The following is an 11,752-nucleotide window of genomic DNA, read 5'->3' on the forward strand; positions in this document are numbered from 1 at the left end:
GTTTCTTGCCGCGAACAGAAGCCATATTCAGATTAGAATTCAACACTTGCCTGCACCATTAAATTACGGGTTTCACCTTCCCGCACGCGAAGATTACCGCCGCTGGAGGTGTAATAATGTTTATTAAACAGATTATTCAGGTTCAGTTTCAGCTGGGTTTTCTCACCGAACAGGCGGTTATTCCAGGCCACGAAACTGTCAGCGACGACATAATCAGGCAGCGTGAAACTGTTTTCCGGATCCCCCGCCCGCGTGCCGACATAACGTGCTCCCCCGCCGATGCGGAAATCCCCCGGCAGGCCGTTAATAGTCAGATTATGACTCAGATAAAGTGCCCCTGAATGGCGTGGCGCGTTTTGCAGGCGGTTGCCATTATTGGCGGAATTCACGCCATCATCGACAATTTCCGCCTTGTCATAGCTGTAATTCGCGCTGACATCCCAGTCAGGCAGAATTTCACCGTTAAGCTCAAATTCAGCACCGCTTGAGCGCGCTTTATCAATGGCGCGGGTGTTTCCGTTGATGCTGAGCGACATATCTCGCTCATCAATACGATACAGCGCAACACTGGCAAACAGGCGCGGTGTCATCTGCCATTTGCTGCCCACTTCCCAGGTCGTGCCCTGCTCCGGCTTGCCGACGTTGCCGTCATCATCAACATCCGTGGACGGGGTAAAGGACTTGCTGACGCTGCTGTACAGGGACACATCAGGCGTGACTTTATAAATCAGACCGGCCTGTGGCAGGAATTTATTGCCTTCGGAATCCAGGGTCTGAACAACCGGATCAAATCCCTTTGAAGCACGCTGTTCATAATGCTGATAACGGCCGCCGACGACGGCAATCCAGTTGGGAGTCAGCGAAATACTGTCTTTTGCATACACTGAACGGCTGTGGATACGGTTCAGATTATTTCCGTTCGCGGTATTCTCTGTTGTGCTGTCGACGACCGGTGAGAGGATGTCGTATTGCGGATCATTATAGTTAAAGCTGCTGTTCGCCTTGCCCTGATATTGATGAGCACGATAGGTCTGGTTCATCTCATAATCCGTACCCAGCACAATATTGTGATTCATGCCCAGAATGTCCTGAGAGCCCAGCAAATCCCAGGAAACATATTTGGTCTTGTGATTAAAGCCGCGGTTAGCATCCGCCCTGCGCGTCACCGCACCGGTTGTGGTGTTCACTGCGGTTACCCTGACTTCGTCATTGTCGTAGCGGCGCTGGTTCCAGCCAAGCGTGAGACGGGTACTCCAGTCGTCGCTGAACTGCCAGTCATAATGAGCGTTCAGGGTTTTATTATGCCCCCAGGCTCGGTTTGACTTGTCGTCCAGCCGGTCTTTATAGCCGATATCGATCGGTTTGCCGTTAATAAAAGCGGTACCGCGATCGTAAGGAATGTCGTAGCGATAATCAGAATAGCTGATCAGGAAACTGGCCTTTTCGCCATACCATTGAAGGGACGGAGAGAGTAACGTGTGCTTGTCGCTGCCAAAATTACGCCAGTAATCCTGATCTTGTTTTTCAGCGATCATGCGAAATGCAAACCCGTTACCCAGCGGGCCGGTAACATCCACTGTCCCTGCGCCGCCGCCCTCACTGGCATAACGCCCGCTGACTTTGGTATGCCAGTCGTATTGCGGCTTTTTGCTCACAAGATTAATGACGCCACCCGGGTTTTGGATCCCATACAGTAAAGAAGCAGAGCCTTTCAGCACTTCAACGCGTTCCGTGGTGGCATCAAAATTGAGACCCTGGCTGCTGCGTACCCCGTCACGATAAACAGAACCATCAGAGTTGGAACCGAAGCCACGGCGGACAAAGCCATCCTCCGTGCCCGCCAGCGTATTGCCCTCGCTCACACCCGCGACGAAACGCATCGCGTCAGAAAGGCTCTCAGCCTGATAGTCATCCAGCTGTTGCCGGGTCACCACGCTGACCGACTGCGCTTCGTCAAGACGAGGTGTCGGCGTTTTGCTGGCAACAGAACTTGAGCCTGCGCTGTACCCCTGATTATTTTGCTCCTGACCGCTAATAGTCAGGGTATCGCCATCGTCTGCTGAATAACCGGTATTTGGGGTTATCATCGCGACGCCATAAAGAGCGGCAATTAATGCAGGATGGTGTTTTCTTTTAAAATTAAATAACGCTTTATTATTCATTTAATTCGACCTGGTATGAAAATGACGCCTTTTTCCGTAAAGAAATTGCCAGATAGCGTTAAAACAACATCCACATAAAGAAATGGGTTATATCTTCTGGCTGTTCACTGACTTTTATTTTTATTCTGATGGGACAACAAATCGCCCCACCAATGCAATTGATTATCATTCAATCACGCACTGATGTAGTAGTAAATTGTCTTTTTCAGTTTTCTGCTACATGAAGATGCGTCAGGCCATGCCTTTACTGGCAAAGCAGAGGCAACATTAAGATATTGATTTAATTCAAAATAACAACAAAACCCCTTCCCCAGAATGAAAATTCCAAGACTTTACTGCTCCGGATTAAAAATATCCTTCCCCCTAAAAACACTACATTGCTAAGATGGTGAAAGAGTCCGTTAACCCGATGTCATTTTTAAGTGATTAAAAATTAAGAGGATAAGTAAAACTCCATGGCAGATGTGCGAAGTAAAAAAAGGCTCGATGTTTTCGGAGAACGATATCGCGCACGGGCTCATACGCTCCCGCCAGGATTGCAAACCGTTGCGTCTTATATCCAGAACAATCGCGAGGCAGCGCTGGACGCGACGGCCATGGAGATTGCTGCCGCCACAGAAGTTTCCGATGCGACGGTAATACGTGCTGTCCAGGCATTAGGTTTTGCTGGCTTGCGGGATATGAAAAAAACGCTGGAGGCCTGGTTTGGGACATCGGTCAATTCTGAAGAAAAGATGATCACCACCGTCAGCGAACTCTCGTGTGATATGACGTCAGGAATGGACTTTGTACTTGATGGCCATAAGCGCGCTTGTGATGCCCTGGCAGAGCCCGCAAACCGACAGGCTATTTCTGAAGCCATTGCCTTACTGGCCGGTGCCCGTCAGGTGGCGCTGTTTGGTATCAATGCGTCCGGCATTCTGGCCGAGTACAGTGCGAGACTGTTCACCCGCATTGGCATTCCCGCTATCTGCCTTAACCGTTCGGGAATTGCGCTGGCGGAACAACTGATCGGCTTGCAGCGTGGAGATGTGCTGATCATGATGGCGCAGAAGAGTGCGCACCGTGAGGGAAAAACAACGGTACATGAGGCGAAACGTCTGGGTATTCCGATAATATTACTGACAAATGCCGCGGAATCCTTTTTCACCAGGGAAGCCACCGTCGTTATCAATGTGCCGCGTGGGGGTGAGAATGGCAGAATGCCACTTCATGGCACTGTCCTGGTGTGTCTTGAGATGCTGATTTTATCCGTCGCTTCCGCATCTGCATCGCGAACCATGAAAACGATGAAGCGGATCCAGGATCTGAACAAAGCCTTAAATGCTCCCCGTTCTAAATGAAGATCATGTAACGGATCTGCGTAATTACACAGCGGGTTAAATTTTTTATTCCTGAGATCCTCTCCCCTCAATGCTCAGGGATATTACTTACGCGCGCGACATGTCATAAATAACGTCCTGATTATTTTGCGAAATAATTATTTTTTGGTGTAATCGTCATTCTCTTACTAACATTAAGGCAGCTAATGTAATCGTGTGATTATTCACTGACATTAGCCAGGATAAGCAGTGATTATGAGGGGGTAAGCTCCCTTCTTACTATCAAAAATATGGCGATATATGGAGATGTCCAAATGACTGATCATCAAAGGCCTGCCACTGAAGTTTATAACGAAACGTTGATTGAGCCTGCGAACGGAGTGCCGCTTAAACGTATTTCGTGGAGTGCTATTTTTGCCGGCGTCATTATTTCAATGGTGGTTTATTTGTTACTGGCAATATTAGGGACAGCCATCGGAGCCAGTACCATTGATCCCCTGAAAGAGCAAAACCCGCTCGATGGATTAGGGAAGGGAGCGGCCATCTGGACAGGCATCAGCATGTTGATTTCCATTGCGGCCGGGGCCTATGCCAGCGGACGACTGGCTCAGCGTGAGGGAGCTTTGCATGGCGTATTGATGTTTGGGGTAAACACCTTAATCTGCACCTGGTTCCTGATTGTGGTCGTCAATAATGCGGTCAGCGGTGCAGCCAGTGTTGTGGGATCCGGGTTACAAACGTTAGGCAGTGGAATATCTGCCGCTGCGCCACCGGTAGGTCAAATGGTAAAAGACAAGCTGGGAGAAAATAATATTAATCTCGACAGTCTGCAGAATGAACTTGAAACCACTCTGCGCCAGACCGGGAAACCGGAGTTGCAACCAGAGAACCTGCAAAATAAAGCCGAGGGTGAAGTAAACAATGCCCAAAATCAGGCGGCTGACACCAGTAATCATCCGCAAACCGCCGATACGGATCTCACTAATTTTATTAAAGGTTTAATTAGTCGTAATGCAGATACATTCCAGGCAGCTGACCGTGACGCGCTGAAAAATATCATTAAAGCCCGTACCGGAAAAAGCGATCAGGAAGTCGATCAGATTGTCAGCCAGGCTGAAAAAACCTATCAGCAGGCCCGTGCTAAATATGAAGAACTGAAACAGCAGGCAGAGCAGAAAGCCCGCGAAGCCGCTGAAAAAGCAGCTGCTGCAACGGCGAAAGCCAGCTGGTTTACCTTTGTGATGTTAGTGATCGAAGCCATTCTGGCGGGCTTTATGGGTATGCTGGGGCGCCGTACTCAACCCCGTGCTGTTTATACCCATCAGCGCCCGTTGTAATGACAGCCTCATAAATGTCCTGATGTAAAACACGGGAGGAGATAGCGATATCTCCTCCTTTTTTATTCAGTCCCGGAAGCTGCTTAACCCGCCCTTTTTCCTCCCATGCTCCTTCTCGTTTTGTTTTAGCTGACCCGCTCGCCTCACTCAACAAAGAGATGCCCTTCAAGAAAAATGATACTTTGATCACACTCCAAAAATGTTAACGTTAACATTCGTGATTAACATCATAATTCTGGCTTTATGAATCTTTGAAAACTGAGATGTTAACGTTAACAATATGACTCCTTGTGACGATTCAAACCCGGACATGCCATGAAAAACAGTCAACGAAGTCATTACGCATTGCTGAGTGGTTTACTTTTTTCCTTTTTCTACACCTGGTCTTCCGCCTTTTCGCTTATCTCATTGTGGCTGAGCCAGAAGGTCGGGCTGAAAGGCACTGAAACAGGCTTGTTTTTTTCCGCCGTCGCGCTGACCGCACTTTGTGCACAGCCACTGTACGGTTTCATTCAGGACAAACTGGGGTTGCGTAAAAACCTGCTCTGGTTTCTGGGTTTTCTGTTACTCATCAGCGGGCCTTTCTTTATTTTCGTTTTTGCGCCGCTGCTGAAGATCAGTATTTTGTCAGGCGCTGTGGCGGGCGGTTTGTATGTCGGTGCGACTTTTTTTGCCGGGATCGGTGCGCTGGAGTCTTACACCGAGCGCGTCAGTCGTATTCTTGGATTTGAGTTCGGTAAAGCCAGAATGTGGGGTTCACTGGGCTGGGCCGTCGCAACCTTCTTTGCCGGGATGCTGTTTAATATCAATCCCAACCTCAACTTCTGGATGGCTTCCTGTTCGGCTGCCATTTTTCTGCTGCTGCTATGGCAACTTCGGGAAGTGAAAACGGATGCCCTGAGCCAGCTCGAATACGGCAAATCCAGCACCCTGACGCTCAGCGATGCGATGACCCTGTTCCGCCTCCCGCGATTCTGGGCGCTGATTGTTTTTGTTACCGGCGTCAGCGTCTACAACGTCTACGACCAGCAATTCCCGGTGTATTTCGCGTCACTGTTTTCTGATGTCCGCCACGGCAACGAGATGTACGGTTTCCTTAACTCTTTCCAGGTGTTTCTGGAAGCGGGCGGCATGTTCCTGGCGCCTTTTGTTGTCAACAAAATCGGGGCGAAAAACGGACTGTTACTCAGCGGGACGATCATGGCACTGCGTGTGTTTGGATCAGGCCTGGCAGCGGATGCGGTCACCATTTCCTGCATGAAATTGCTGCACGCTGTTGAGCTGCCCATCCTGCTGATTGCGATGTTTAAATACATTACCACCCGCTTTGACCCGCGCCTTTCCGCAACGCTATATCTGGTGGGATTCCAGTTCATTACGCAAGTCTGCGCCAGTGTGTTGTCGCCACTGGCCGGTCACGGCTATGACCTGCTGGGCTTTGCTGACACTTACATGATCATGGGGACGCTGGTTCTGGTGCTCACTCTCGTTTCCGTTTTCCTGCTGACCGGCGAAAAAAGCCAGGCTCCCCCTTCCCCGGCATCCAAAAACATGCTTCTGAATAAAAGTGAGATGGTATGAATACAAAACTTGAACGCGCGCAACTGGCGCTTAATCAGGCAACAAACCAGCGCGGTAACGCCTTTTATCCCAACTTTCACCTCGCCCCTCCGGCCGGCTGGATGAATGACCCGAATGGCCTGATTTATCATCAGGGGGTATATCACGCGTTTTATCAGCACCACCCGTTCAGTGAACATTGGGGGCCAATGCACTGGGGGCACGCCACCAGCAAGGATATGGTGAGATGGCAGCATCAGCCGGTGGCACTGGCGCCGGGGGAAGAATTCGACCGCGACGGTTGCTTCTCCGGCAGTGCCGTTGATGACAATGGCACGCTGAGCCTGATATACACCGGCCACGTCTGGCTCAATGGTGAAGGCAATGACAGCGCCATCCGCGAAGTACAATGTCTGGCAACCAGTCAGGACGGTATTCATTTTACCAAACAGGGTGTGGTGCTGACGCCGCCGGAAAATATCATGCACTTTCGCGATCCGAAAGTGTGGCAGGAAGACGGTCACTGGTGGATGGTCGTCGGTGCCCGTGACGCCAGCGATTGTGGACAAGTACTGCTTTATAAAGGCACCAGCTTGCGCGACTGGACGTTTGATCGCGTTCTCGCCAAAGCCGACGCCGGTGACGGTTATATGTGGGAATGCCCGGATTTTTTCCCGCTGGGCGATGAAAATATTCTGATGTGCTCGCCGCAAGGGATCCGCACGCAGGGCCATGATTATCAGAATTTATTCCAGAGCGGCTATCTGCGCGGGCACTGGCAGCCGGGTCACCACTTTGAGATTACGCAAGGCTTTATGGAACTCGACCACGGGCACGATTTCTATGCGCCGCAGTCATTCACTGCGGCTGACGGACGCCGGATCATTATCGCCTGGATGGACATGTGGGAATCGGTGATGCCGTCCAAAGAAGAAGGCTGGGCGGGCTGCCTAACCCTGCCCCGCGAGCTGACGTTACGTGACGGAAAAGTCCGCATGATGCCGGCAGAGGAAGTCTGCACACTTCGCCGGGAACATCGCCCGCTGACGCCCTGCGTGCTGAAAAGCAGCGTGCAGCAACTTTCTGAAAATGCTCAGGCGACTGAAATTATCCTGCAATGGGATCTCAGTCATTCGGACGCAGAACGCTTTGGCATCACGCTCGGCGACGGTCTTTGCCTGTTCGTGGACAAACAGACACAAAGACTCTTTCTGAACCGGGATTATGCCGCATACAGAATTCAGGACAGCCGCAGTGTCGGGCTGCCGGAAAGCAATCATCTGGAATTGCGTGTCTTTATCGACCGCTCATCGGTGGAAGTTTTTGTTAATCAGGGGGAGAAAACGCTCAGCAGCAGAATTTATCCGCAGCCGGACAAGCGCGCCCTTTCTCTGTTTGCAGAAAAAGGACAGGCCATGTTAAGTCAGGGAGATAGCTGGACACTGCGCACCGAATAACGTCACAAAGAAGCACGCTCAAGCAGCGGGGAGGAAATCTGGATCACTCCGCTGTTCGGGCGCTGTTCGATCAGATGCAATACCGCTTCACGTCCTATCTCGCGGTGCGGCAACTGCACCGTGGTCAGCGGCGGCTGGAACAGATCACCGATACCGACCATGTTGTCATAACCCAGAACCGCCACCTGCTGCGGGATGGCGATGCCTTTCGCCAGCAATACCTGATAGGCCAGAAACGCAATACGATCGTTGCCGCACACCAGCACGTCAAAATCCGGCTTATCCTGCGGGGTAAACTCATTAAGTAAAGCCACCACATCGCGATAATGCTCGTCACCCGACGCCATATGAAACTGGCGCAGTTGTTGTGCAGGCAATCCGGCTTCCTGCCATGCCGCTTCCGCGCCCGCCCTTCTGCAAATTCCGGCAGGTATTGAATCGGGTAAATAAAAGCATAGCGGACGCTGGTAACCTTTCTTGATCAGGGCTTTCATCGCCTGATATTGCCCTTCAAAATCGTCAGGAATGTAACCCGGCAGCGTGTGTTCGCGGCTCAGGCAGTTTGCCAGCACCAGGTTTTTATCCAGCAAACGTTCCGGGATTTCTACTTCACGCAACCCCATGGTCGTAAAGATAATGCCGTCCGGGCGCTGAGAAAGCAGCTGACTGACCGCCCGTTTACTGTCTTCCTGCGACGTGATATTGACCAGAAAACTGCTCCAGCCAAATTCACGCGCCGTCAGTTCTATCGAGAGAAGGAGTTCAACCGAGAATGGCGTGGTGGCGGTATCAAGCGCCAGCACACCCAGAGTCGAGACTTTGGTACTGCGGCCACGCATTTTGCGTGCGGAAAAATCAGGCACATAATTCAGGGCGCTGATCGCCGTCTGAACACGCGCCAGTGTCTCGGGCTTTAGCCGTTGCGGTTCGTTAATGGCGCGGGACACTGTCATCAGCGACACCGCGGCCAGTTGTGCTACTTCTTTCAGCGAAGCCATAACTCTCCGGTCCGGCAAAATTGACTCCCCTGATCCTACACAAAAAAAGGGTCTGGGAGTAAATCTATTCAGATCAGATCTGAGAGGAAAACGCCTTTAAGGTCGCGCTGTCGGGCAATGCGGTCATTGCGCCTCTCGCGGTGGTGGCAAGCGCCCCGCACGCCAGCGCCTGATGAATGGTTTGCTGCCATGCGCTGTCCGAGGTTAGTGGCCAGTGTTGCGCCAGTCCGGCCAGCAGCCCGGCGACAAAGGCATCTCCTGCACCGGTAGTATCCACCGCCCGCACTTCGGGTGCCGGATAATGCTTCAGGCTGGCATTTTTCTTCCGGTAGACCGACACACCCTGTTTCCCCTGCGTGACCAGCAACATTTCGGGGTTATAACGATCACACAGGCGCAGCATTCCCTCGGACAACAACGCTTCTCCGGTCAGAAATTCCAGCTCGTCCTCCGATATTTTAATCACATCCGCCAGCGACAAGGCGCGGTCAAGATTGTCACGCAGCTGTTCCTCATCAGGCCACAAGTCATGCCGGATATTGGGATCAAAACAGACATATCCGCCCGCCGCTTTCATCTTCGCCATTGCCAGAAAAGCCGAAGCGCGGGAAGGTTCTGCGGATAAGGCAATCGAACACAAGTGTAAAAACTGTCCTGCGCTAAACGCCGGAATGTCGGTGGCCTGGAGGAATAAATCCGCGCCCGGACGCACCATAAATGTGAAAGAACGCTCGCCGTCAGCGTCGTTTTCCACCACCACCGTGGAAGTGCGGTGATGCGGATCAGGCGTCATGCACTCTGTATTAACGCCCTCATCATCCAGGGTTTTCATCAGAAACGTCCCGAACGGGTCATCACCCACGCGTCCGATAAAAGCGCTGTCGCCGCCGAGACGACAGATGCCGACGGCAACGTTTGCCGGTGCTCCGCCCGGACATTTTAATAAGCGGCCATCCTGCTCAGGGATCAAATCCACCACGGCATCGCCAAGTACCCAAACCCGGTTATTCATCTTCATTCCCTTTTCATAATCCTGATAAATCGTCTGTCGATAAAATAGAAGAACCGGTTTAGCTAATCAAGAGCAAATGAATTTTCAGGACGACATTGGGAATTGCCAGCAAGATCACAAATCCAGCACAAGGCTGCCGAACTTCGTTGCGTAAATACATAACGGGTGTTTATTGTGCTCAGGAAAACCAGTTTAGCAATTTAGCAAAATGGTTTTCCCATAATAATTAAACTTCCTCTGAAGGGATAAAAATGATGATGAAACCTCGCTATCTTGCTGTTGCTATTGGACTTATTCTTTCTTCTGCGGCTCAGGGGGCCGATCTTTCTTCCAGTGCAATTGAAGCCCGCTTTGCGGCGATGGAAAAACGACTACAACTCGCCGAAAGCCGCGCCGCTAAGGCCGAAGCCCGTGCTACGCAGGCAGAACAGCAGGTTAAACAACTCGAGACACGCACCGCCAGCAACGAACAGCAAACCCGTCAGGTGGCGAAGACGGCTGAAATCACCCAGCAGCAAACTGCCGATGTGGCTAAACGCACCGAAACGTTAGCCAGCAATGCCAAAAGCAACAGCAGTGATAACAGCGGGTTTAAATTCAGTGGTTATGCCCGTTCCGGCGTGATCATGAACGATTCTGGCACCTCAACGGAAAGTGGCCCTTACGTCACCCCGGCCGGACAAACAGGCGGTGCAGTCGGGCGTCTGGGTAACGAAAATAACACCTACGTCGAACTGAATCTGGAGCACAACCAGACGATGGCCAGCGGTGCGACCTCCCGCTACAAAGTCATGCTGGCTGATGGTCAGCGCAGCTACAACGACTGGACCGGCGCGACCAGCGACTTAAATATCCGTCAGGCGTTTGTCGAACTGGGGTCGCTGCCGACATTCACCGGGGTCTGGAAAGATTCCACCCTGTGGGCGGGTAAACGCTTTGACCGGGATAATTTCGACATTCACTGGCTGGATTCCGACATCATCTTTCTGGCGGGTACCGGCGGCGGGATCTACGACGTCAAATGGGGCGATAACCTGAAAAGTAACTTCTCACTTTACGGAAGAAACTTTGACGACCTGAAAGACGACAATAACGACGACACCCGCATCGAAAACTACATTGTCACGGCCAACAACTATGCCGGGCCATTCCAGTGGATGCTGAGCGGCCTGCGTGCGAAAAATAATCAGGATCGTGAAAATACCGGCAACCGGGGGATCAGCACCGCGGCGGACACCGGCTTCCACACGATGCTGGCGTATCACGGCGACAGTTTCTACGGCCTGCGCGAAGGGACATCGAAAACAGCCTTGCTTTACGGGCACGGACTGGGAGCAGAAGTGAAAGCGCTGGGTTCTGACGGACGTCTGACTGACGATGCCAGTACGCTGCGTCTGGCAACTTATGGCATCACGCCGATCAGCAAAAACTGGAGTATCGCCCCGGCGGTTCTGGCGCAGCAGAGCAAAGACCGTTATGTCTCTGGCGATGATTACAAATGGCTGACCTTTAACACCCGCCTGATCCAGCAAATTACCGAGAACTTCGAACTGGCATATGAAGGCAGCTATCAGTATATGGATCTCAATCCACAGGGTTACAGCGATTACAACAAAGTGAAAGGCGGTTTCTACAAACTGACCTTCGCACCGACCTTCAAGGTCGGCGATATCAGCGACATGCTGAGTCGTCCGGAAATCCGCTTCTTCGCCACTTACATGGACTGGAGCAAAGAGCTCGACAGTTATTCTTCCGCAGATTCATTTGGTACCGACGGATTCACGGCGGGCGGACAGTGGAACTTTGGCATCCAGATGGAAACCTGGTTCTAAACGGCAGGGTCTGATTTAAAAAAAACGCCCGGCCAGACCGGGCGTAAATGATAATGAAAAACTAAGGGATTC

General features: G+C 51.6%; 8 protein-coding genes. 5 read left to right on the forward strand and 3 right to left on the reverse strand.

Going from position 1 to position 11,752, the window contains the following annotated elements; genetic code table 11:
- Positions 1–32: 32 nt before the first annotated feature.
- A complete protein-coding gene (locus tag EC840_RS06285; RefSeq protein ID WP_113877710.1) occupies positions 33–2,162 on the reverse strand; it encodes a TonB-dependent siderophore receptor in 2,130 nt (709 codons plus the stop codon).
- Between the two features lie 455 nt (positions 2,163–2,617).
- Between EC840_RS06285 and EC840_RS06290 the strand changes: the two genes are divergently transcribed.
- From EC840_RS06290 to EC840_RS06305, 4 genes are all read left to right on the forward strand, one after another.
- The gene (locus tag EC840_RS06290; protein ID WP_129638153.1) at positions 2,618–3,505 is read left to right on the forward strand and encodes a MurR/RpiR family transcriptional regulator; all 888 of its coding nucleotides are present in this window, start codon (positions 2,618–2,620) and stop codon (positions 3,503–3,505) included.
- Positions 3,506–3,798: 293 nt separating this feature from the next.
- Positions 3,799–4,821, forward strand: a complete 1,023-nt coding sequence (locus tag EC840_RS06295; protein ID WP_232829894.1) for a hypothetical protein — start codon at positions 3,799–3,801, stop codon at positions 4,819–4,821.
- Positions 4,822–5,136: 315 nt separating this feature from the next.
- The gene (locus EC840_RS06300; RefSeq protein WP_112289108.1) at positions 5,137–6,402 is read left to right on the forward strand and encodes an MFS transporter; all 1,266 of its coding nucleotides are present in this window, start codon (positions 5,137–5,139) and stop codon (positions 6,400–6,402) included.
- Positions 6,399–7,838 (forward strand): glycoside hydrolase family 32 protein, encoded by a 1,440-nt coding sequence (locus EC840_RS06305; protein WP_132964478.1) that lies wholly within the window; start codon positions 6,399–6,401, stop codon positions 7,836–7,838. The genes EC840_RS06300 and EC840_RS06305 overlap by 4 nt, the downstream gene beginning before the upstream one ends.
- 2 nt (positions 7,839–7,840) lie before the next feature.
- Here the strand turns inward: EC840_RS06305 and EC840_RS06310 are convergent, their stop codons facing one another.
- A complete protein-coding gene (locus EC840_RS06310) occupies positions 7,841–8,836 on the reverse strand; it encodes a LacI family DNA-binding transcriptional regulator (RefSeq protein WP_132964480.1) in 996 nt (331 codons plus the stop codon).
- A 73-nt stretch (positions 8,837–8,909) separates the two neighbouring features.
- On the reverse strand, positions 8,910–9,848 hold the full coding sequence (locus EC840_RS06315) for an aminoimidazole riboside kinase (RefSeq protein WP_132964482.1): 939 nt from the start codon (positions 9,846–9,848) through the stop codon (positions 8,910–8,912).
- Between the two features lie 251 nt (positions 9,849–10,099).
- Between EC840_RS06315 and EC840_RS06320 the strand changes: the two genes are divergently transcribed.
- Positions 10,100–11,680 carry a carbohydrate porin gene (locus tag EC840_RS06320; protein ID WP_132964484.1) on the forward strand — a complete coding sequence of 527 codons (1,581 nt, stop codon included), beginning with the start codon at positions 10,100–10,102 and terminating at the stop codon, positions 11,678–11,680.
- Positions 11,681–11,752 lie beyond the last annotated feature (72 nt).

Source organism: Rahnella sp. JUb53 (assembly GCF_004346065.1).
GTDB lineage: Bacteria > Pseudomonadota > Gammaproteobacteria > Enterobacterales > Enterobacteriaceae > Rahnella > Rahnella variigena.

What these genes read in the sequence shown, in the direction of transcription:
- EC840_RS06285 (WP_113877710.1), bottom strand. Translation starts at nt 2,162, where the DNA reads ATGAATAATAAAGCGTTATTTAATTTTAAAAGAAAACACCATCCTGCA.
- EC840_RS06290 (WP_129638153.1), top strand. Translation starts at nt 2,618, where the DNA reads ATGGCAGATGTGCGAAGTAAAAAAAGGCTCGATGTTTTCGGAGAACGA.
- EC840_RS06295 (WP_232829894.1), top strand. Translation starts at nt 3,799, where the DNA reads ATGACTGATCATCAAAGGCCTGCCACTGAAGTTTATAACGAAACGTTG.
- EC840_RS06300 (WP_112289108.1), top strand. Translation starts at nt 5,137, where the DNA reads ATGAAAAACAGTCAACGAAGTCATTACGCATTGCTGAGTGGTTTACTT.
- EC840_RS06305 (WP_132964478.1), top strand. Translation starts at nt 6,399, where the DNA reads ATGAATACAAAACTTGAACGCGCGCAACTGGCGCTTAATCAGGCAACA.
- EC840_RS06310 (WP_132964480.1), bottom strand. Translation starts at nt 8,836, where the DNA reads ATGGCTTCGCTGAAAGAAGTAGCACAACTGGCCGCGGTGTCGCTGATG.
- EC840_RS06315 (WP_132964482.1), bottom strand. Translation starts at nt 9,848, where the DNA reads ATGAATAACCGGGTTTGGGTACTTGGCGATGCCGTGGTGGATTTGATC.
- EC840_RS06320 (WP_132964484.1), top strand. Translation starts at nt 10,100, where the DNA reads ATGATGATGAAACCTCGCTATCTTGCTGTTGCTATTGGACTTATTCTT.